Annotated in this window: 20 protein-coding genes; 7 read left to right on the top strand and 13 right to left on the bottom strand. The window is 72.9% G+C overall.

Going from position 1 to position 19,760, the window contains the following annotated elements:
• Window positions 1-316 precede the first annotated feature (316 nt).
• From ACF1A1_RS02900 to ACF1A1_RS02890, 3 genes are all read right to left on the bottom strand, one after another.
• On the bottom strand, window positions 317-1,060 hold the full coding sequence (locus tag ACF1A1_RS02900) for a VOC family protein (protein ID WP_391644762.1): 744 nt from the start codon (window positions 1,058-1,060) through the stop codon (window positions 317-319).
• 298 nt (window positions 1,061-1,358) lie between these two features.
• Window positions 1,359-1,715 (bottom strand): MazG-like family protein, encoded by a 357-nt coding sequence (locus ACF1A1_RS02895; protein WP_391644760.1) that lies wholly within the window; start codon window positions 1,713-1,715, stop codon window positions 1,359-1,361.
• 35 nt (window positions 1,716-1,750) lie between these two features.
• Window positions 1,751-2,296 (bottom strand): DoxX family protein, encoded by a 546-nt coding sequence (locus ACF1A1_RS02890; RefSeq protein ID WP_391644758.1) that lies wholly within the window; start codon window positions 2,294-2,296, stop codon window positions 1,751-1,753.
• Window positions 2,297-2,422: 126 nt separating this feature from the next.
• Between ACF1A1_RS02890 and ACF1A1_RS02885 the strand changes: the two genes are divergently transcribed.
• A complete protein-coding gene (locus tag ACF1A1_RS02885; protein ID WP_391644756.1) occupies window positions 2,423-2,749 on the top strand; it encodes a nuclear transport factor 2 family protein in 327 nt (108 codons plus the stop codon).
• 62 nt (window positions 2,750-2,811) lie between these two features.
• Window positions 2,812-3,798, top strand: coding sequence for an aldo/keto reductase (locus tag ACF1A1_RS02880; RefSeq protein WP_391644754.1), 987 nt, complete (start codon window positions 2,812-2,814; stop codon window positions 3,796-3,798).
• 339 nt (window positions 3,799-4,137) lie between these two features.
• Here the strand turns inward: ACF1A1_RS02880 and ACF1A1_RS02875 are convergent, their stop codons facing one another.
• From ACF1A1_RS02875 to ACF1A1_RS02860, 4 genes are all read right to left on the bottom strand, one after another.
• Complete coding sequence (locus ACF1A1_RS02875) at window positions 4,138-4,923, bottom strand: SDR family oxidoreductase (RefSeq protein WP_391644752.1); 786 nt, start codon at window positions 4,921-4,923, stop codon at window positions 4,138-4,140.
• Between the two features lie 163 nt (window positions 4,924-5,086).
• A complete protein-coding gene (locus ACF1A1_RS02870) occupies window positions 5,087-6,070 on the bottom strand; it encodes a small ribosomal subunit Rsm22 family protein (protein WP_391644750.1) in 984 nt (327 codons plus the stop codon).
• Window positions 6,071-6,922: 852 nt separating this feature from the next.
• The gene (locus ACF1A1_RS02865) at window positions 6,923-8,110 is read right to left on the bottom strand and encodes a serine hydrolase domain-containing protein (protein WP_391644748.1); all 1,188 of its coding nucleotides are present in this window, start codon (window positions 8,108-8,110) and stop codon (window positions 6,923-6,925) included.
• Window positions 8,065-9,357, bottom strand: a complete 1,293-nt coding sequence (locus ACF1A1_RS02860) for a multidrug effflux MFS transporter (RefSeq protein ID WP_391644746.1) — start codon at window positions 9,355-9,357, stop codon at window positions 8,065-8,067. Before ACF1A1_RS02860 ends, ACF1A1_RS02865 begins: the two co-directional genes overlap by 46 nt.
• An 81-nt stretch (window positions 9,358-9,438) precedes the next feature.
• Here ACF1A1_RS02860 and ACF1A1_RS02855 point away from each other — a divergent pair, with 81 nt between their 5' ends.
• The 3 genes from ACF1A1_RS02855 to ACF1A1_RS02845 all read left to right on the top strand — a co-directional run bounded on the left by ACF1A1_RS02855 (window position 9,439) and on the right by ACF1A1_RS02845 (window position 12,000).
• Entirely contained in the window at window positions 9,439-10,440 is a 1,002-nt protein-coding gene (locus ACF1A1_RS02855; protein WP_391644744.1) for a Gfo/Idh/MocA family protein, read from the top strand.
• A gap of 59 nt (window positions 10,441-10,499) precedes the next feature.
• Window positions 10,500-11,123 (top strand): TetR/AcrR family transcriptional regulator, encoded by a 624-nt coding sequence (locus ACF1A1_RS02850; RefSeq protein ID WP_391644742.1) that lies wholly within the window; start codon window positions 10,500-10,502, stop codon window positions 11,121-11,123.
• Between the two features lie 139 nt (window positions 11,124-11,262).
• A complete protein-coding gene (locus ACF1A1_RS02845; RefSeq protein ID WP_391644740.1) occupies window positions 11,263-12,000 on the top strand; it encodes a bifunctional DNA primase/polymerase in 738 nt (245 codons plus the stop codon).
• 56 nt (window positions 12,001-12,056) lie between these two features.
• On the opposite strand, the gene ACF1A1_RS02840 is transcribed toward ACF1A1_RS02845, so the two are convergent.
• From ACF1A1_RS02840 to efeO, 4 genes are read right to left on the bottom strand one after another with little or no spacing between them, the layout of a single operon-like run.
• A complete protein-coding gene (locus ACF1A1_RS02840; RefSeq protein WP_391644738.1) occupies window positions 12,057-13,070 on the bottom strand; it encodes a hypothetical protein in 1,014 nt (337 codons plus the stop codon).
• Window positions 13,018-13,902 carry an iron uptake transporter permease EfeU gene (gene efeU, locus ACF1A1_RS02835; protein ID WP_391644736.1) on the bottom strand — a complete coding sequence of 295 codons (885 nt, stop codon included), beginning with the start codon at window positions 13,900-13,902 and terminating at the stop codon, window positions 13,018-13,020. The genes ACF1A1_RS02840 and efeU overlap by 53 nt, the downstream gene beginning before the upstream one ends.
• Before the next feature lie 3 nt (window positions 13,903-13,905).
• The gene (gene efeB, locus ACF1A1_RS02830; RefSeq protein WP_391644734.1) at window positions 13,906-15,168 is read right to left on the bottom strand and encodes an iron uptake transporter deferrochelatase/peroxidase subunit; all 1,263 of its coding nucleotides are present in this window, start codon (window positions 15,166-15,168) and stop codon (window positions 13,906-13,908) included.
• A gap of 16 nt (window positions 15,169-15,184) precedes the next feature.
• On the bottom strand, window positions 15,185-16,324 hold the full coding sequence (gene efeO / locus ACF1A1_RS02825) for an iron uptake system protein EfeO (RefSeq protein ID WP_391644732.1): 1,140 nt from the start codon (window positions 16,322-16,324) through the stop codon (window positions 15,185-15,187).
• A gap of 494 nt (window positions 16,325-16,818) precedes the next feature.
• Here efeO and ACF1A1_RS02820 point away from each other — a divergent pair, with 494 nt between their 5' ends.
• On the top strand, window positions 16,819-17,463 hold the full coding sequence (locus ACF1A1_RS02820; protein ID WP_391644730.1) for a PhzF family phenazine biosynthesis protein: 645 nt from the start codon (window positions 16,819-16,821) through the stop codon (window positions 17,461-17,463).
• Between the two features lie 103 nt (window positions 17,464-17,566).
• Here ACF1A1_RS02820 and ACF1A1_RS02815 read toward each other — a convergent pair whose 3' ends face one another.
• Entirely contained in the window at window positions 17,567-18,214 is a 648-nt protein-coding gene (locus ACF1A1_RS02815; RefSeq protein ID WP_391644728.1) for a heme oxygenase (biliverdin-producing), read from the bottom strand.
• Window positions 18,215-18,389: 175 nt separating this feature from the next.
• Complete coding sequence (gene map / locus ACF1A1_RS02810) at window positions 18,390-19,247, bottom strand: type I methionyl aminopeptidase (protein WP_391644726.1); 858 nt, start codon at window positions 19,245-19,247, stop codon at window positions 18,390-18,392.
• A gap of 58 nt (window positions 19,248-19,305) precedes the next feature.
• Between map and ACF1A1_RS02805 the strand changes: the two genes are divergently transcribed.
• Window positions 19,306-19,539, top strand: coding sequence for a hypothetical protein (locus tag ACF1A1_RS02805; protein ID WP_391644724.1), 234 nt, complete (start codon window positions 19,306-19,308; stop codon window positions 19,537-19,539).
• Window positions 19,540-19,760 lie beyond the last annotated feature (221 nt).

Raw genomic sequence — 19,760 nt, 5'->3', positions numbered from 1 at the left:
GTCGAACCGGGGTCGAATCAGGGCGGTTTCCTTGACTGCCTCCGATCGCCTCTGCAACCCGTCCTAGCAGGTCACAACCGATACGGCTCGCAAAAGCGCAGGTCAGAAAGGTGCTCCAGGAATACCCGGCGTACAGCCCGACTCGTCTGCCGCCACCTGCGCTTTGCCTGGGCGAGGGCCTCTGATCTGTATCGGAGGCCCTTGCCGGTGTGGTGTCGGTGGAGGGGTGGCCGAGGAGGGGGACGACTTCGATGGGACGCCGTCATTGGCAGTTCGGTGGCGTGGGGCGTGGCGGAGCAGGCGGGGAGGGTCCGCGTCAGGCCGGGCCGAGGACGCAGAACTCGTTGCCTTCCGGGTCGGTCAGGACCTTCCACGGGAAGTCGCCCCGGCCCGCGTCGGCGGGCGTCGCGCCGAGGGCCTCCAGGCGGGCCACCTCCGCCGCCTGACGTCGACCGTCAAAGGGGTGGGGCGCCAGGTCGAGATGGGCTCGGTGCCGCACGTCCTTCAGGTGGGGGGTGCGGAGGAACTCCAGACACGGGCCGACACCCTCGGCGGAGCGCAGCAGCCCATGATCGTCGGTCACCTCGTGCGGGGTCCAGTCCATCGCCTCTCCCCAGAACCGCGCCATGGCCCGCGGGTCCGCGCAGTCGACGACCACCGCGGCGATCGGCCCGGTGTCCCGGTAGATCTCCCGAGGCTCCAGGACGCAGAACACGTTGCCCTCGGGGTCGGCCAGAGCTGTCCGCGGGAGGTCGCCCTGGTCCACATCGGCGGGCGTCGCGCCGAGCTCCTTCAGGCGCGCGACCAACTCCGCGTGATGGGCCGCAGAAGTGGTGGCGAGCTCGATGTGCGCGCGGCCTTCCACTGTTTCGGGGTCCGGGACGGCGATGACATCGATGCGGACGGCGGCGGGGTCCGGCCAGGCGGAACCCACGGGCTTGACGCTGGTCGCACCGGGTTCCTCGCTGGAAACACTCCAGCCGAGCGCCTCCGCCCAGAACCGGCCCAGCGCCGAGTCGTCCCGGGCTTTGACATTCACCTCGAAGAGTCGCAGTGCCATGCCGCCGACCCTATAACCACGGGATGAACCGACAGTCGCGGCAGCCGAGTTCGGACGGTCGGCCGGAAGTCGATCACGACCTACGCCGGGCCGGGCCGTTCCCCCCACCCGCGTTGAGCACGAGGGGATCACGTCGCTGATCCCGCCGCCTCAGCTCCCCGCGCCGCGCACTCGCTGGTCGACGAGGGGCTGAGGGGCGCTGTCAGTACGGGTTCCACGTCCTGCGCCATGCGTACGCCTTGGTCAGGGAAAAGGGTGTCCGGCCTGCGCCGACCACGGCGCCCGGGTCTCACGGGTCTCACGGGGCGGTCGTGTCCAGCGATCGGTCCGCCACCCGGGACAGGTGGCGGGTGAAGACCTCCGGCGCGTCCGGGGTCAGGGTCCGCAGGGCCAGCAGTGCCGTGATGGCGACGTCGCACAGTTCGGACTCGACGTCCTGCCAGGTGTGGGTGGTGCCCTTGCGGGGGTTCTGGCCGGTCGCGCCGATCACCGCCTGGGCGGCCTCGCCGACCTCCTCCGACAGCTTCAGCATGCGCAGCAGCAGGGCCTCCCGGCCGCCGACCCGCTGGTCGGCGTCCAGCCAGGTCCACAGGGCGTCGATGGTGGGCCAGAGGTCGGCGGGGGCGGGACGGGGGTCCGGGTGCTGGTCGGTCATGGACGCAGCCTGCCAGGCCGGGAGGGGGACGCGGGTCACTCCTCGAACAGTGCCTCCTGCTCGCCCTCCTCCCGCTTCCGCAGCCGCTGGGTGCGCAGGCCCACGATCACCGCGGTGGCCGCCGCCGTCACGCCCAGGGCCGTGGAGACCATCCAGCCCCGGTTGACCGTGTGGCCGAGAACGTGGTCGAGGGAGAGGCGGCCGGGGCCGGTGATGGCGAGGGCCGCGCCGGTCAGGCCGAGGGAGGCCGCGTACTCGTAGCCGCCGCTCTGTGCGAAGAAGCCGTTGGGTACGTGGACGGCGGACGCGCCCGCCATCGCGCCGGCCGCCGCCGCGCCCGCCGCCGGGGTGGCCAGGCCCAGCGCCAGCAGCGTGCCGCCGCCGGTCTCCGCGAGGCCCGCCGCCGTGGCGCTCGCCTTGCCGGGCATGTAGCCGACGGACTCCATGAACTGGCCGGTCCCCTCCAGGCCGTGCCCGCCGAACCAGCCGAACAGCTTCTGTGTGCCGTGGGCCACCAGCACTCCTCCGGTGCCCAGCCGAAGCAGCAGCAGGCCCAGATCACGTCGGTCGAAACTAGTCACGGTGAACTCCAGACGACGGCGATGACCCCCTCCGCGTGTCCACCGTCGCACCCTTCACACCCGTTCGGCCCGTCCTGGGCGCCGTTCGGGTGGCGGGCCCCCGGGAGCGGTGTGACGCTGACGCGTATGACGATCCAGACCGGAAAACTCACCGACCCGGCCGTCCGGGCCTTCGTCGCCGCCGTCAACGCCCATGACCGGGAGGCCTTCCTGGCCCTCCTCACACCCGACGCGACCATGGCGGACGACGGTTCCGACCGTGACCTCGGCGAGTGGATCGACCGGGAGATCTTCTCCTCCCACGGCCACATGGAGGTCGACAACGAGTCGAACGGCGGCCGCGTCCTCCTCGCCCGCTACAGCAACGACACCTGGGGCGAGATGCGCACCAAGTGGCGCTTCGTCGTGGAGGACGACGGACGGATCTCCCGCTTCGAGACCGGGCAGGCGTAAACAGCCGGCCGGCGGCCGGGCCCTTGCCTTCGGGTGCGCTCGAACTCGTAGCGTTCCCGGGCATGGAGAACAACCGGACACTGGGACGAAGCGGCATACAGGTCAGCGCCCTCGGCTTCGGCTGCTGGGCCATCGGCGGTGAGTGGCAGGACCCCGACGGGCAGCCGCTCGGCTGGGGCACGGTCGACGACGAGGAGTCCGTACGGGCGGTGCGTCGCGCCCTCGACCTCGGCGTCACCTTCTTCGACACCGCCGATGTGTACGGCGCCGGGCACAGCGAACGCATCCTCGGGCGGGCCCTCGGCAAACGGCGGGACGAGGTCGTCGTCGCCACCAAGTGGGGCAACCTCTTCGACGAGCGCACCCGGACGCTGTACGGGCAGGACGCGTCCGTCGAGCACGCGCGTGCCGCCCTCACCGCCTCCCTCGCCCGGCTCGGCACCGACCGCGTCGACCTGTACCAACTGCACCTCTCCGACGCCGACCCCGCGCAGGCGGCCGAACTGCGCGACCTGTGCGAGGAGTTCGTGTCGGAGGGGCTGGTCCGCGCCTACGCCTGGAGCACCGACGACCCGGCCCGCGCCGCCGTGTTCGCCGAGGGACGGCACTGTGCGGCCGTCCAGCACGCCGCCAACGTGCTTCAGGACGCGCCCGAGATGCTCGCCCTGTGCGAGGAGCTGAACCTCGCGAGCGTCAACCGCAGCCCGCTGGCCATGGGGCTGCTGGGCGGGAAGCGCCGGGCCCGGCAGCCCCTGGAGGCGGGGGACATCCGCAGCCGTCCGCCGGCCTGGCTGAAGGGGTTCGCGGACGGGTCCGGTGCGGATCCGGAGTGGCTGGACCGGGTCGAGGCCCTCCAGGACGTCCTCACCAGCGGCGGCCGTACGCTCGCCCAGGGGGCCCTCGCGTGGTTGTGGGCGCGCAGTCCGCGGACCGTGCCGATCCCCGGCTTCCGCTCGGTCGACCAGGCGGAGGAGAACGCGGGCGCGATCGCCAAGGGACCGCTCACCGCCGAGCAGGCGGCCGAGGCCGACCGGATACTCGGGCGGTGAGAGTCCACCTCACCGGGCGGTCACCTCACCGGGCGGGTGCGGCTCACGGGACGGGTACGCCCTGCCGGGTTGGCGCGGCCGACCGGGCCGGTACGTGGCCCGAGCGCCCGGAACTCCCCGTGGTGCGGCAGCCGTTCCACGGTCCGGTGCGTACCCCGCGGTATCCCGCGGGGCCCACCCCCATCCGGTGCCGTGGAACGGCTGCCGTCCTCCCCCTCGGTGCGGTCGGTGGAAGCCCGGCCCCCAAGTGTGAAGCTCTTGTGGAGATGGGTCGAGCATAAGCCTCCGACCGGACGTAAGGGTACGGACTGTCGCATTCCGCTTGTGGAGGTTGACCGTTCAGCCACGTCCCACGTACGGCATCGCCGTCGCCAGCACCGTCGCGAACTGCACGTTCGCCTCCAGCGGCAGCTCCGCCATGTGCCGTACGGTGCGCGCCACGTCGGCGACGTCCATCACCGGTTCCGGCGCGATCTCACCGTTGGCCTGGAGCGCCCCCGTCTGCATGCGGGCCGTCATGTCGGTCGCCGCGTTGCCGATGTCGATCTGCCCGACCGCGATGCCGTACGCCCGCCCGTCCAGCGACAGCGACTTGGTGAGACCGGTGAGGGCGTGCTTGGTGGCGGTGTAGGGCGCCGAGTGCGGGCGGGGCGTGTGCGCGGAGACGGAACCGTTGTTGATGATCCGTCCGCCGCGCGGGTCCTGCTCCTTCATCTGCCGGTACGCCGCCTGCGCGCACAGGAACGCCCCGTTGAGGTTGGTGTCCACCACGTGCCGCCAGGCTTCGTGGGGCAGGTCCTCGAAGGGCACCCCTCCCGGGCCGAACGTCCCCGCGTTGTTGAACAGCAGGTCGAGCCGCCCGAACCGGTCGCGCACGGCGGCGAAGAGCGCCGCCACGTCGTCGGGGCGTGAGACGTCCGTCCGTACGGCGAGACGCGCGCCCTCGGGCACCAGCGCGGCCGTCTCCTCCAGTGTCTCGGCGCGGCGGCCCGCCAGGGCCACCGACCAGCCCGCGCGCAGCAGTTCCACGGCCACCGCGCGGCCGATACCGGAACCGGCGCCGGTGACCACGGCGATCCTCGTCCGCCGGGAAGCCTGTTCGGCGGTTCGCATGGCGTTGTTCATGGGCCCGCAGCGTACGGCAGCGCCCATCACGCGGAACGCGTTCGTCCACCATCCGGCGAGACCGGCCCGCGGGCCGGACCGCCCGCCTGAGCCGGGGGTATCGCCCACCTGAGCCGGGGTATCGCCCGCCTGAGCCGGGCGCGCCGATCAGCGCGGCCGCGTCCTACGTCACCTGGTCGGCCGGCGGCCAGGCGTCGCCCCAGTCGGCGTCGCGCGCCGCCTTGTACAGGTCGCCGTGGCGCTTGGTCACCGTCGTCCGGTCCAGCCGCTCCTCGGCCTCGCACAGGTCGAGGAGCACCTGGCCCTTGCGGATCTGCGGCCGTCGCACCACCCGGGAGGGGGCCGGGTCGACCGGGAAGCGGGCGGCCGCGACGTAGCTGAACTTCTCGTCCTCGTAAGGCAGGGAGCCGCCCTTGACCTGCCGGTGCAGCGAGGAACGGCTGACCCGCGCCGAGAAGTGGCACCAGTCGGTACCCGGGGCGATCGGGCAGGCGGCGCTGTGCGGGCAGGGCGCGGCGACCCGGAAACCGGCGGCGACGAGGCGGTCGCGGGCCTCGATGATCCTCGCGTAGCCGTCCGGCGTGCCGGGCTCGACGATCACCACGGCCTGCGCGGCGGCCGCGGCGGCGTCCACGAGGGCGGCGCGGTCGCCGGCGGGCAGCTCGTTCAGGACGTAGGAGACGGTGACCAGGTCGGTGGCGTCGAGGGTGAGCGCCGAGCCGATGCGGGCGCGCCGCCACCGGACGTCCCGCAGCGCCGGGTTCGCGGCGGCGATCTCCCGGCCCAGGGCCAGCGCCGGCTCCGCCCAGTCGAGGACGGTCACCGGACGCTCCCCGTCCCAGGTCGCGGCGACCGCCCAGGTCGCCGCGCCGGTGCCGCCGCCGACGTCCACATGGCTGCCGGGCGCCCACTCGGGCACGGCGTCCGCGAACGCCTCGAGCGCCGAGCGCACCGCCTCGAAGGTCGCCGGCATCCGGTACGCGGCGTACGCGGCCACGTCGGCGCGGTCGCGCAGGATGGGGGCGTCGGTGGGGGTGGCGCCCCGGTAGTTGGCGATCAGCCGGTCCACGGCTGCGGCGGCCTGCCGGGGCGGAAGACCGTCGAGCAGGGCGCGGAGGGCGTCCGCCGGGGATACGGGGTCGTTCACCCGGCGATTGTATGTGCGCCGACGCCGACCCCGACCTCGCCGGGGGCTCCGCCCGAGACCCCGGGACGTGTGCCCCCGGTCTTGGTCGGTGAGGGGCGACTTCGGTCGGCCGAGAGGCGACCGTCGTCGGCCCGGGGTTGCCGCCCGGGGCTCCCGGGGGACCTGTGTCCACCGGGCCCCCGTCTCGGTCGGCCGAGGGATGACCGCTGTCGGCGTAAGGCTGCCCGCCCGGGACTCCCGGGGGCCTGTGCCCACCGCGCCCGCGACTTGGTCGGCCGAGGGGCGACCGTCGTCGCCTCGGGGGGCTGCCGTGTCGGGCCCCCGGGACCTGTGCGATCCCGGCCCTCCGTCTCGGTCGGCCGAGACGGACCGCCGTCGACCCGGGGGCTGCCGCCCCGGACCCCCGCCGCGGTCCCGAACGGGCTCTCGTCCTCGGATCCCCAGAGTTGGCAACGCCGGACGGACTGATCGCACCCCTCGTCGGCAGGGTCCCCGACGGGCTGATCGCGCCCACCCTGGTCCGCTGGTCTCGGCCGGGCTGATCGCGCCCACCCTGGTCCGCTGGGTCCCGACTGGGCTGGTGGCACTCCCAGCCTGGTCCGCTGGTCTCGGCCGGGCTGGTGGCACTCCCACCCCGCCCCGCAGGATCCCGGCCACGCTGACGGCACTCCCACCCACCCCGCCCCGCAAGGTCCCGGCCGAGCTGACGGCACCCCCAGCCCCGCCCACAAGGTCCCGAACGGACTGACCGCACCCCCCGGCAGGGCTCCGGCCGAGCCGCTCTCACCCCACCCCCCCGGCAGGGTTCCGGCCGAGCCGCTCTCACCCCACCCCGCCCCCAGGATGCCGAACTCACACGCCCCCGGACGGGCTCGGGATCACCGCCCGCGCCAAGCGCGTCGCCGCCCGCGCCCGCGGTCTGCTGTCCGGCTCGCGGCGTCTCGGGTGCACCGTGTTCGCCAGCAGCACCAGGAACGTGTCCGTCGCCGGGTCCAGGACCAGCGACGTCCCCGTGAACCCCGTGTGCCCCGCCGCGCCCCGGCCCGCCAGCTCGCCCATGAACCACGGCTGGTCCACGGCGAAGCCCAGGCCCGGTGGGGTCAGGAGGAGTTCGACGAAGTCGGGGCCGAGGATGCGCGCGGGGCCGTAGGAGCCGCCCGCCAGCAGGGTCCGGCAGAACACGGCCAGGTCGCGGCCCGTGGAGAACAGGCCCGCGTGACCGGCCACCCCGCCCAGCGCCCAGGCGTTCTCGTCGTGGACGACGCCCCGCAGCATGCCCCGGTCGGCCTTGGCCCAGGGGCGTCGCTGGTCCTCGGTGGCCGCCGCGCCGGGGCACGGGCCGAAGCCGGTCGACGTCATCCCCAGCGGCCGGGTGATCCCGTCGTGCACGAGGACGTCGAGGGCGCGGCCGGTCAGGCGTTCCAGGAGCTGCTGGAGCAGCAGCATGTTCAGGTCGGAGTAGAGGTAGGTGCCGGGTTCGCCGGTCGGGGCCTCGGCGCGCAGCAGGTCCAGACGTTCGGCGTCGTCCGCGCAGTCGTACAGGGGCAGGTCGGGGCGGAGGCCGGACGTGTGGGTGAGGAGCCGGCGGACCGTGATGTCGTGCGCGGCGGCCGCGCGGAAGTCGGGCAGGTAGGCGCCCACCCGGGCGTCGATGCCGAGGGTGCCCCGCTCGATCTGCTGGACCGCCGCGACCGCCGTGAACAGCTTGGTGAGGGAGGCCAGGTCGAAGGGGGTGTCGACGGTCGCCGGGACGCGGGCGGAGCGCGGCAGCTCCACGCCGGCGCCCGTCTCGGGGTCGTACCGCGCGTACCGCACCGCCCAGCCCGCCGCCTCCTGCACGGCGATCACCGGGCCGCGCCCGGCGACCACGACGGCGCCCGCCGCCCAGGGGCGGTCGCCGGTGGTGAGGGCGTGGACCTCGCGGACGAGGTGACGCATCTCCTCGGGGTCGAGCCCGGCACGTTCCGGGGTGTCGACGCGCAGTCTCGGTGCGCTCAGCTGTCCTCTCCCTCCGCCCCCGCGTTCGTCCAGGGACGGCACATTCCCATGAAGCAGGCCAGGGCCACCAGTGCGGCCGCCAGTTGGACGACGGCCATCGGGACGGCGGTGTCCTCCCCGGCGATCCCCACGAGCGGGGAGGCGATCGCGCCGATGAGGAAGGAGGACGTGCCCAGCAGGGCGGAGGCGGAACCGGCGGAGTGACGCACGCGCATCAGGGCGAGGGTCTGCGCATTGGGCAGGGCGACGCCCATCGCCGACATCAGGACGAACAGGGCGGCGGCCACCGGGAGCAGTCCCACCTCGCCGAACACGCCGGTCGCCATCAGGAGCAGGGCGGTCGCCGCCAGCGTGACGACCGTCAGGCCGGCGGCCAGGACCCGGTCCAGGCGGACCCGGCCCACCAGCACCTTGCCGTTGACCTGGCCGACCAGCACGAGTCCGATCGAGTTCAGGCCGAACAGCAGGCTGAAGGTCTGTGGTGAGGCGCCGTAGATCTCCTGGACGACGAACGGGGAGGCCGAGATGTAGGCGAAGAGCGCGGCGAAGGTGAAGCCGCCGGTGAGGAGGTAGCCGGCGAAGGGCAGGTCGGCGAGCAGGCCGCGCATCGAGCGCAGGGCCTCGCCCACGCCGCCCGAGTGGCGTTGCGCCGAGGGCAGTGTCTCCGGGAGCTTCGCCGCCACCACCACGGCCAGCAGCGCGCCGACCACGGTGAGCACCACGAACACGCCCCGCCAGTCCGTCACCCGCAGGATCTGCCCGCCGATCAGCGGCGCCACGACCGGGGCCACCCCCGAGACCAGCATCAGGGTGGAGAAGAAGCGGGCCATCGCCACGCCGTCGTACAGGTCGCGTGCCACCGCCCGCGCGATCACGATGCCGGCCGCGCCCGCGAGCCCCTGCGCCAGCCGGAAGGCGACCAGCATCTCGAGCGTCGGGGCCAGCGCGCACAGCGCGGTCGCCACCACGTACACGGCCAGTCCGGCGAGCAGCGGGCGCCGGCGCCCCCAGCGGTCGCTCATCGGGCCGACCACCAGCTGCCCCAGGGCCATGCCGGCCAGGCAGGCGGTCAGCGTGAGCTGGACGGTCGCGGCGGGCGCGTGCAGGGCGCGGGTGACCTCCGGGAGTGCCGGGAGGTACATGTCCATCGCGAGCGGTGGAGTGGCGGTCAGGCCGCCCAGGACGAGGACGAGGAGCAGCCCGGTCCGGCGCTGTGTGCGCGGCGGCCGCCCCGTCCTCGGCTCGGCCGTGTACGACACGCCCGGTACCGGCGCCCCTCCCTCGGGCATGTGGCCCCTCCCTCTCCGAAGTCTCCGGCACTTATGCTCTCAGCTCGAACGGACTGCTGGGACGGCACGAGGGTGGGGCGGATGACGACGGACAGCGTGCGGTGGGGAATCCTGGCGACCGGCGGGATCGCCGCCGCCTTCACGGCGGACCTGATCGACCTGCCGGATGCGGAGGTGGTGGCGGTCGCCTCGCGCACCGAGGCCTCGGCGCGGGCCTTCGCCGATCGCTTCGGGATATCCCGGGCGTACGGCGACTGGGACGCGCTGGCCTGGGACGAGGACGTCGATGTCGTCTACGTCGCCACCCCGCACGCCGCCCACCGGGCCGCCGCCGGCCTGTGCCTGAAGGCCGGACGGAACGTGCTGTGCGAGAAGCCGTTCACGCTGAACGTCCGCGAGGCGGAGGAACTCGTCGCGCTGGCCCGGGACAACGGGCGCTTCCTCATGGAGGCCATGTGGATGTCCTGCAACCCGCTGATCCGCCGTCTGAAGGCGCTGGTCGACGACGGCGCGATCGGCGAGGTGCGGACCGTGCAGGCCGACTTCGGGCTCGAAGGTCCCTTCCCGCCCTCGCACCGGCTGCGCGACCCCGCCCAGGGCGGCGGCGCCCTCCTCGACCTCGGCGTCTACCCCGTCTCCTTCGCCCAGCTGCTGCTGGGCGAACCCGCCGGCATCTCCGCGCAGGCCGTGATCTCGGCCGAGGGCGTCGACCTCCAGACGGTGGCCGCCCTGTCCTGGGAGTCCGGCGCGCTCGCCGCCCTGCACTGCTCCGTCGTGGGCGGCACGGGCACCTCCGCCTCCGTGACCGGCTCGCGCGGCCGCATCGACATCCCGTCCGGCTTCTTCCACCCCGACCGTTTCGTGCTGCACCGCGCCGGCCGCGACCCGGAGGAGTTCGCCGCCGATCCGGCCGACGGTCCGCGCACCACCTTCCGGCACGAGGCCCGCGAGGTCATGCGCGCGATCCGGGCCGGCGAGACCGAGTCCCCGCTCGTCCCGCTCGACGGCACCCTCGCGGTGATGCGCACGCTGGACGCGATCCGGCGGCGGATCGGGGTCCGCTATCCCGGAGAGGCCGTGTAGACCCTCCGTCGAGCACGTCGGCGAGACGCCCCGTCTCACCCCCTTGGTACCGTCGTCCCATGGTCACCCAGTCCGGAAAGCCGGCCCCCGACACCACCCGCCGTAGCGAGCGGTCCCGGCGCGCCATCTACGAAGCCGCCCTCGCCCTGGTCGCGGAGGCCGGCTACCCGAGAACCACGATCGAGGGCATCGCCGCCCGCGCGGGCGTCGGCAAGCAGACCATCTACCGCTGGTGGGGCTCGAAGGCCGACGTCCTGCTGGAGGCGTTCCTCGACCTCGGCGAGCAGGCGGCCGAGGCCGCGGGGCAGGAGCCCTACGCCATCCCCGACACCGGCGACCTCGCCGCCGACCTCAAGGCCGTCCTGCGCGCCACCGTCGACGAACTCCTCGACCCCCGCTTCGAGGCCCCCTCGCGCGCCCTGGCCGCCGAGGGCCTCGTCAACGAGAAGCTCGGCCGCGAGTTCGTCGCCAAACTCCTCGAACCCCAGCTCCAGCTGTACGTCGACCGCCTGCGCTCCGCCCAGGACGCCGGGCACGTCCGCACCGACGTCGACCCGCGCATCGCCCTGGAACTCTTCGTCTCCCCGCTCGCCCAGCGCTGGCTCCAGCACACCGGCCCGATCTCCCACGAGTACACCGACACCCTCGTCGACTACGCCCTCCACGGCCTCGCACCCCGGTAGCGCCGTGTCCCTTCGGCCCCGCGAGACCCATCCGTACCGCTCGTCCCACCTGCCCCTATTGCGGGGTCCGGACCCCCGATGCGCAGGATGGTGGGACGATAGGGCATGCTGTCCGCACCACGGCGAGGCGAGGGGATAGATGAGCGCGGAGTTCGGTGGCCGCACCGGCCGGCAGGGCAAACTCTCCCAGTGGCTGCGGGGACGCCGCCCGAAGGACGCCGCCGACGACGGCGGCCGTGAGGCCCTGCTGCTCGCCGCCGCCGAAGCGGGACTTCCTCTCGCGCCCGCCGCGTACCCGGCCCCCGGCTACCGCTGCTCCTGCGACCGGGTCGGCTGTCCCACCCCCGCCCGGCACCCCGTCTCCTTCGCCTGGCAGACGCAGTCCACCACCGACCGCGCCCAGATCGAGCGCTGGGCCCGCCACCAGCCGCAGGCCAACTTCATCACCGCGACCGGCATGGTGCACGACGTCCTGGACGTGCCCCGGGAGGCCGGCCAGGAGGCCCTGGACCGGCTGCTCGGCTCCGGCGTCGAGGTCGGCCCGGTCGCCGTCGGCGACGACGGCCGCATGTTCTTCTTCACCCTCACCCGCGGCACCCCCGAGGACGAGGACGAGTGGTGGCCCTGCGAGCTGGACTGCCACCCCGAGACCATGGACGAGCACCCCGGCCTGCGCTGGCACTGCCGGGGCTCCTACGTCCTCGTCCCGCCCGCCCGCCTCCCCGGCGACGACGACCGGGCGGTGCACTGGCTCCGCGGCCCCGAGCACCCGCTGCCCGACCCGCTGACCCTCCTGGAGCCCCTGACGGACGCCTGCGCCAGGTACGCCGACGAGAAGCCCGACCAGGCCACGGCGACCTGGCCCCTACGGCACTGAAGCGCGCCCCGCGCTCGCGCCGCCCGGCGGGACCGGGCGGACGCCGACGGGCTGGTTCACTCGCCCTTGGCCGCCGTCAGCCCCTCCAGCCGGCTCAGCAGGGACACCTGCCCGTCCCCCGAGCCCTTCGCCGGGTCGAGGGCGACCTCGTTGGCGACGAACTCCATCGTCAGCGACTGCGTGATCTCACCGGTCGTCAGCGCCCGCACGTTCTCGTTCGGCGTCGGCACCGTGGCGCCCGCCGCGGCCGTCTGCTTCACGAAGTGGTGCGTGGTGAAGAACACCAGCGCGCCGCCGTCCGTGGTGCGCAGCGCCAGCGGCGCGAAGTCACCGCTGGTCAGCGCCTCGTCGATGTACTGCGTGGCCAGTCCCGGCTTGCTGGAGTTCTTCGCCCGCGCCGAGCGCAGCTCACTGGTGTACGTGCCGTCCGCGAAGGTGCCCCCGCCGTTCTGGAGGTAGGTCGCGTAGTCCTCGCTCAATTCCTCGGGCGGGCGCGTCAGTCCGGCGGAGTCGGCCGGTACGGCCTCGGCCCAGCCGTCCTTGTCCTTGGTGAACTCCGGCAGCGCGCCCGGCGCCACCAGTGTCAGGTACGCGGCCTGCCACGGGTCGGCCAGGGCGTTGCGGGTGAACACCAGCAGCCAGCGCGCGTCACCGCCCTTGTTGGCCTGCGCGTCGGCGACGAACCAGCGCGGCCAGCCCGCCTTCTTGGGGATGGTGTACCGCACGTCCGTCAGCACCAGCGGCGTGTGCTGCGGGTTGCCGTCCGGGTTGTTGACCCGACCGGCCTTCAGCCGCGCCGCGTCGATGGCGCCGAGCGCCCCGGTGGTGTGCTCGGCGTCCAGGGAACCGTCGTACGCCGCGTCGGCCTTGTTGTACGCGGTCGTGAACTGCCGGACCGCCTTGGTGGCTTCGGCCCGGGTGGCGGCGGGGAGCACCTCGCGCTCCCCGTGCACCACCACGCATCCGCTCGCCGTCAGCGAGACGATGGCGAGCGAGGCCGCCACGAGTGCGTTGCTCTCACGCCTGCGGAGCCGTGGACGGCCGGTCGTCAGGCTGCGTTCCCTGGTCATCAGGTGCGTTCACCTTCCCCTTCCCGGAGGCGAACCCTACCGGGGCGAGGAACAGCGCGAGCGTCGGGACCAGGTACAGCAGCCACACCGTGACCTGAAGGACCGTCGGATCGGGCTGGAAGTTGAACACGCCCTTCAGCAGGGTGCCGTACCAGCTGTCCGGCGGGATGGTGCCGCTGATGTCGAAGGCCTTGTCGGTCAGGCCCGGCAGCCAGTCGGCCTCCTGGAGGTCGTGGAAGCCGTACGCCAGGACGCCCGCCGCGACGACCACCAGCATGCCGCCGGTCCAGGTGAAGAACCTGGCGAGGTTGATGCGCAGGGCGCCCCGGTAGAAGAGCCAGCCGAGGAGGACGGCCGTCGCCAGGCCCAGGGCCACGCCGATCAGCGGGCGCGGGGTGCCGTCGCCGGCCGCGTGCACCGACGCCCACACGAACAGCGCGGTCTCCAGGCCCTCCCGGCCGACGGCGAGGAAGGCGGTGGCGACCAGCGCGCCCGTGCCCATCGCGAGGGCCGCGTCCAGCTTGCCGTGCAGTTCGGTCCGGAGGTGCCGGGCGGTGCGCCGCATCCAGAACACCATCCACGTCACCAGGCCCACGGCGAGGATCGACAGGGAGCCGCCGAGCGCCTCCTGCGCCTCGAACGTCAGCTCCTGGGAGCCGAATTCGAGGACGGATCCGAAGCCGAGCGCGACCAGCACGGCGACGGCGATGCCCGCCCACACCGGCTTCAGGGCGTCCCGGCGTCCGGTCTTCACCAGGTAGGCGATGAGGATGCAGACGACCAGGCTGGCCTCGAGGCCCTCGCGCAGTCCGATCAGGTAGTTGGAGAACACGGGCTACGCCTCCTCGGAGAACAGCGTCCGGCCCCACCAGTCGTCCGTGTCCCGGACGCCGGGCGGGATCGCGAAGACCGCCGAACCCACGTGCTGGATGTACTCGTTGAGCGCGTCGGACGCGAGGTTGCGCTGGATGCGGACGAACCCCTCGCGCACGTCCCGCTGGTAGGCGAGGAAGAACAGGCCCGCGTCCAGGCGGCCCAGGCCGTCGGTGCCGTCGGTGAAGGAGTAGCCGCGGCGCAGGATCGTCGCCCCCCGGTTGGAGTCGGGGTGCGCGAGCCGCACGTGCGCGTCGGGCTTCATCGCCTTCAGGAACGGCTCGTCGCGCTCCTTGGCCCGGCCCACGGGAGCGCCCTCGCCCTTGTCGCGGCCGAAGATGTCCTCCTGCTCCTGGAGGGAGGTGCGGTCCCAGGTCTCGATGTGCATCCGGATGCGGCGGGCCACGAGGTAGGAGCCGCCCACCATCCAGTCGGGCCCGTCCTTCTTCCCGACCCAGACGAACTTCTCCAGCCGGCCGGTCTCGGTGCCCGCGATGTTGCGGGTGCCGTCCTTGAAGCCCATCAGGTTGCGCGGGGTCTGCGCCTCGGGCGTGGTGGAGGAGGTCTTGCCGAAGCCGAGCTGCGACCAGCGGATGACGACCTTGCCGAAGCCGATCCGGGCCAGGTTGCGGATCGCGTGCACCGCGACCTGCGGGTCGTCCGCGCACGCCTGCACGCACAGGTCGCCGCCGGTGCGGCTCGGGTCGAGGTTGTCCCCGGCGAACTTCGGCAGGTCGACGAGCGCCTCGGGCCGCTGCCCGTCGAGCCCGAACCGGGCGAACAGGGACGGTCCGAAGCCGACGGTCAGCGTCAGCCGGGACGGCCGGAGACCCAGCGCCTCCCCGGTGTCGTCCGGCGGCGCCTCGGCAAGCCCGCCGTACGCGCCCTCCCCGACCGGCTTCCCGGCCGTCATCCGCCGGGCCGCCCGCGTCCAGTCCTTCAGCAGCTGGACGAACTCGGCGCGGTCGTCGGTGGTCACGTCGAACGCGGCGAAGTGCAGCCGGTCCTGGACGGGGGTGGCGATGCCTGCCTGGTGCGTGCCGTGGAAGGCGACGGCGGCGCCCGCCCCGGCGCCGGCCGGGTCCGCGTCGTTCCCGGTGCGGGCCATCGCGACCGCGCCGCCGGCCGCGGCGGCCCCCAGCGCGAGGCCGGCACCGCCCCAGCCGATCAGCGCGCGCCGGGTCGGCGTGACCGGGGTGCTCTGCGAGTCCGTCAGGTCCGTCATGGCAGCGGCCTCCCGGTTACTTCGCGACGGCGGCGGCGAGCTTGGACAGGGGCTCGGCGAGCGCGTTCACCGCGTCCGACAGCTCCTTGCGCTGGGCCGCGCCGACCTTGTCGTAGGAGGTGAAGTCGTACGAGGCCGTGTTCGCGCGGTACTTGTCCAGCAGCGTGTTGAGCGCGGCGAACTGCTTGTCCAGCTCGGTGACCAGGGCGGGGTCGTTCTCCTCGGCGACCGGCTTGAGCAGCTCGTACGACTTCTGCGCGCCCTCGACGTTGGCCTTGAAGTCGACGAGGTCGGTGTGCGAGTAGCGCTCCTCCTCGCCGGTGACCTTGCCGGTGGCGACCTCGTCGAGGAGTTCCTTGGCACCGTTGGCCATGGAGGTCGGGGTGATCTCGGCCTTGCCGACCCGCTGCTGCCAGTCCGTCAGGTCGGTGACCAGCTGGTCGGCGAGGGTCTTCTCCGCCGTGCCGATCCTCTTGTCCTGCCAGAGGGCCTTCTCCAGCCGGTGCCAGCCGGTGAACTCCTGGCCGGCCTCCAGGCCGTCCGCGCGGACGTCGACCTTCGGGTCGATGTCGCCGAAGGACTCGGCGACCGGCTCGGTGCGCTCCCAGCCGATGCGGGAGGGCGCGTAGGCCTTCTTCGCGGCCTCCAGGTCACCGGACTTGACCGCCGCCACGAACGTCCTGACCTTGGGCAGCGTCTCGTCGGCCTGGGTCTGCGCGTACGCGCGGTAGGCGGCCACGGCCTTGTCCAGGCGCGGGTCGCGCTGGGCGGCGGAGCCGCCGGTGACCTTGAGGTCCTGGCGGATGCCGTCGCCCTTCATGCCCGGCTTGCAGGCGATCTGGTAGTCGCCGGCCTTGACTTCGGCGGTGACCCGCTGCTTGGTGCCCGGGCCGATGTTCTCGCGCTCGGTCACCACCCGGTCGTCGGGGAAGAGGACGTAGACCTCGGTGACCTTGGAACCCTTGTTCTCGATGGCGAGTTCGACGTGCCCGGCGGCGATCTCCTTCGTGGAGGTCTCGCAAGTGTCGTCGGTCGCGGTCACGTTGATGACCCGGTCGCCGTCCTTGGCGTCGCTCTTCTCCGTGCAACCGGTCACGGCGGTCAGGGCCGCGGCGGTGACGGCGGCGGTGACGACGGAGAGTCTGACGGCTCGCATACGGGCTCCCGGAAGGTGGCTGAAAAGCAGCGTGACAGTGCTCACAAACATTGGTGAGGCTGCCCTAACTTAACCGAGGCGTACCTGCCTGATACCGGTGCGGTCCGTGATTCAGCTCTCATAGACGCTGTATGAGCACGAGATGATCACGAGCTCCCATATCGGGCGCAAAGAATCCGTCAAAGGACAATCAAAGCGCCCCCGAACCGGTCCAACTCCGCGCCGCAGAGCCCCGTCCGGTGCTGCACGGAGGACAGCACGTCCCCGACGGGAACCGGATGGGCCCCAGCCCGGCGGCGACCGGCACGAGCACGAGAAGACCCAGGACCAGTCCGGCGGTCAGCAGCCGGGTGGTCCCGCGCCGTTCTTACCTTTGCTCGCCAGCTCATCGGCGCATCACCGTCTTGCGGCGACGTGACGTCGTGCGAACGCCGGGCGGCCCTCGCCTCCCGCCCGCGGTCATTCCGCCTCCCGCACGATGTTTCAATGCCCGCGTGACTGATTACGACGTGCTCCGCGTCTTCTGCGCGCCCAACGGCGGCTACGGCAACGAACTGGGTGTCGTACGGGAGGGCTCCCTGCTGCCCGAGCGGAGCGACCGGCAGGAACTCGCGGCGAAACTCGGCTTCAGCGAGACGGTGTTCGTCGACGACCCCGAGCGCGGGATCATCGACATCTACACCCCCACCCTGCGCCTGCCCTTCGCCGGCTACCCCTGCGTGGGCGTGGCCTGGCTGCTCGACGTGCCCGAACTCGTCACGCCCGCCGGGGTGGTGGGGGCCCGCCTGGACGGCGAGTTCAGCTGGATCGAGGCGCGCGCGGAGTGGGCCCCGCCGCGCACCCTGCGCCAGTACGCCACCGCCGCCGAGGTCGACGACCTGCCCGTGCCGCCGCGCGGCGAGTGGATCTACGCCTGGGCCTGGGAGGACGAGCCGGCCGGACGGATCCGCGCGCGCGGGTTCCCGGGCCGCGACGACGGCATCGAGGAGGACGAGGCGACGGGCGCGGCGGCCCTGCTCCTCACGGACCGGCTCGGCCGGGCACTGAACATCACGCAGGGCGCGGGGTCGCAGATCCTGACGGCTCCGCAGCCGTGCGGCTGGGTCGAGATCGGCGGGCGGGTCTTCCTGGAGCGCTGACCCCGCGGGCGTCCGTGGTCGTTCGCGCCCCGTACGGGTGGCCCCGGGGCGGCGGGTTCGGTCCGTGGTGGGGACATGGGCCCGGTCCGTCCGCCGGCGCGGCTCACGCCGACAGCGGGAACTCCTCGCCCAGCGCCCGGAACACCGCCGTGTTCAGGGCGAACGCCCGCTTGCACTCGGCCACGATCCGCTGCTTCTCCAGGTCGTCCGCGCGCACCGCGTCCAGCAGTTCCCGGTAACCGCGCTTGAACGCGGCCGGGTTGGTGATCCCCTCGAACACGTAGAAGCGGACGCCGTCGCCCTTCCTCTCGAAGCCCCAGGTCCGCTCCGCCCTGTCGCGGATGATCTGTCCGCCGGAGAGGTCGCCGAGGTATCGGGTGTAGTGGTGGGCGATGTACCCGCCCGGCCACCGCTCGGCGCACGCGCGCACCCGCTCCGCGTACGCCCGCGTCGCCGGCAGTGCGGACAGCCCCGCCCGCCAGTCGGCTCCCCGCAGATGGGCGAGGTCCCGCTCCAGCGCCGGCAGCCGGAACAGCTCCGGCCGGACGAACGGCCCCGCCACCGGATCCGACGTCAGCCGCCCGGCCCCGGCCTCCAGTGCCTCGTACACGAACCACAGCTGCTCGGTGTAGCGCGCGTACGCGTCGACGCCGAGCCGGCCGCCGAGCAGGTCACTCATGAACGTCGAGGTCTCGGCCTCCATGTGCTGCTCGTGGGACGCGGTGCGGATGACTGTCGAGAAGGAGTCCATGGGTCAGATTTTCTATGGTTAGGCTTACCTAAGTCAACGCCTTGCCGACTCGCTGTCGGTAACCTTTCCGACGGCCGGTCGGTAAAAACGTAACCCCACGACGAAAAGCCCGCCCTCCGAGGAGAGCGGGCAGGTGCGCGGGCGCGCCGCGGTACGGGCGGGCGGCCGGGTGGGGCTACGGCAGCGTGAGGATCTCCGCGCCCGTCTCCGTCACCACCAGCGTGTGCTCGAACTGGGCCGTCCGCTTCCGGTCCTTCGTCACGACCGTCCAGCCGTCGTCCCACATGTCGTACTCGTGCGTCCCCAGCGTCAGCATCGGCTCGATCGTGAACGTCATCCCCGGCTGCATCACGGTCGTCGCGTGTGGGCTGTCGTAGTGCGGGATGATCAGTCCGGAGTGGAACGACGAGTTGATCCCGTGGCCCGTGAAGTCCCGCACCACCCCGTACCCGAACCGCTTCGCGTACGACTCGATGACCCGGCCGATGATGTTGACCTGGCGGCCCGGCTTGACCGCCTTGATCGCGCGGTGGAGGGACTCGCGGGTCCGCTCCACCAGCAGCCGGCTCTCCTCGTCGACGTCCCCGACCAGGTACGTCGCGTTGTTGTCGCCGTGCACCCCGCCGATGTACGCGGTCACGTCGAGGTTGACGATGTCGCCGTCGCGCAGCACCGTCGAGTCCGGGATGCCGTGGCAGATCACCTCGTTGACCGACGTGCACAGCGACTTGGGGAAGCCGCGGTAGCCGAGCGTCGAGGGGTAGGCGCCGTGGTCGCACATGTACTCGTGCGCCACCTTGTCCAGCTCGTCGGTCGTGACACCCGGCGCGATCAGCTTCGCGGCCTCCGCCATCGCCCGCGCGGCGATCCGGCCGGCGACGCGCATCGCCTCGATCGTCTCGGGCGTCTGCACCTCCGGCCCGGTGTACGGGGTCGGCGCGGGCTTGCCGACGTACTCGGGACGACGGATGTTTCCGGGCACGGAACGGATGGGGGACAACGCCCCGGGGACGAGCAGTGACTGGCCAGACATGCCAGCGAGTCTAACCAGCGGGCATGGGGGAACATGTCGGTGGCGAGAGGAGCTGGTCATGGCCCTGTTCAAGAAGCGGACCGTCGGCAAGCCGGGTGAGTGGTACTACTGCCTGGAGCACAAGAAGGTCGAGGAGGGGCCGGAGTGCCCGGCCAAGGACCGCTTCGGCCCGTACACGACCCGAGGCGAGGCCGAGCACGCGATGGCGACCGCCCGCGAGCGCAACCTCCAGTGGGAGAACGACCCCCGGTGGCACGACGCCCCGGCAGCCGGGACCACGGACGACGACTGACCGGACCCGCGCCGGTGCGGCGACCGCCGTGCGGATGGGCACCGGCGGCGGATGCGGCACCGGCGCGGGACGGCCGCGCGGTGCGGGCCGGATGGCCCGGGGCTCGCCGGACGGGTGCCCCGCTGGGCGAGGCGCTCCGCCGGCGAAGCGCTCCGCCGGACGAGCTGCTCCGCCGGGCGAGGCGCTCCGGACGGGGCGGGAAGGGGCGCGGGCGGGGGACG

This window comes from Streptomyces sp. NPDC014995 (genome assembly GCF_043080745.1).
Lineage (GTDB): Bacteria > Actinomycetota > Actinomycetes > Streptomycetales > Streptomycetaceae > Streptomyces.
Note: the sequence above shows the minus strand (reverse complement) of the source record. Positions and strands in the feature narration are given on the sequence as shown.

Bases quoted from the DNA above. Each gene is read 5' to 3' on its own strand.
- ACF1A1_RS02880 (WP_391644754.1), top strand. From the start codon at position 2,812: ATGGAGAACAACCGGACACTGGGACGAAGCGGCATACAGGTCAGCGCC.
- ACF1A1_RS02885 (WP_391644756.1), top strand. From the start codon at position 2,423: ATGACGATCCAGACCGGAAAACTCACCGACCCGGCCGTCCGGGCCTTC.
- ACF1A1_RS02805 (WP_391644724.1), top strand. From the start codon at position 19,306: ATGGCCCTGTTCAAGAAGCGGACCGTCGGCAAGCCGGGTGAGTGGTAC.
- ACF1A1_RS02845 (WP_391644740.1), top strand. From the start codon at position 11,263: ATGAGCGCGGAGTTCGGTGGCCGCACCGGCCGGCAGGGCAAACTCTCC.
- ACF1A1_RS02860 (WP_391644746.1), bottom strand. From the start codon at position 9,357: ATGCCCGAGGGAGGGGCGCCGGTACCGGGCGTGTCGTACACGGCCGAG.
- efeO (WP_391644732.1), bottom strand. From the start codon at position 16,324: ATGCGAGCCGTCAGACTCTCCGTCGTCACCGCCGCCGTCACCGCCGCG.
- ACF1A1_RS02815 (WP_391644728.1), bottom strand. From the start codon at position 18,214: ATGGACTCCTTCTCGACAGTCATCCGCACCGCGTCCCACGAGCAGCAC.
- ACF1A1_RS02900 (WP_391644762.1), bottom strand. From the start codon at position 1,060: ATGGCACTGCGACTCTTCGAGGTGAATGTCAAAGCCCGGGACGACTCG.
- ACF1A1_RS02855 (WP_391644744.1), top strand. From the start codon at position 9,439: ATGACGACGGACAGCGTGCGGTGGGGAATCCTGGCGACCGGCGGGATC.
- ACF1A1_RS02850 (WP_391644742.1), top strand. From the start codon at position 10,500: ATGGTCACCCAGTCCGGAAAGCCGGCCCCCGACACCACCCGCCGTAGC.
- ACF1A1_RS02875 (WP_391644752.1), bottom strand. From the start codon at position 4,923: ATGAACAACGCCATGCGAACCGCCGAACAGGCTTCCCGGCGGACGAGG.
- ACF1A1_RS02840 (WP_391644738.1), bottom strand. From the start codon at position 13,070: ATGACCAGGGAACGCAGCCTGACGACCGGCCGTCCACGGCTCCGCAGG.
- ACF1A1_RS02895 (WP_391644760.1), bottom strand. From the start codon at position 1,715: ATGACCGACCAGCACCCGGACCCCCGTCCCGCCCCCGCCGACCTCTGG.
- efeB (WP_391644734.1), bottom strand. From the start codon at position 15,168: ATGACGGACCTGACGGACTCGCAGAGCACCCCGGTCACGCCGACCCGG.
- map (WP_391644726.1), bottom strand. From the start codon at position 19,247: ATGTCTGGCCAGTCACTGCTCGTCCCCGGGGCGTTGTCCCCCATCCGT.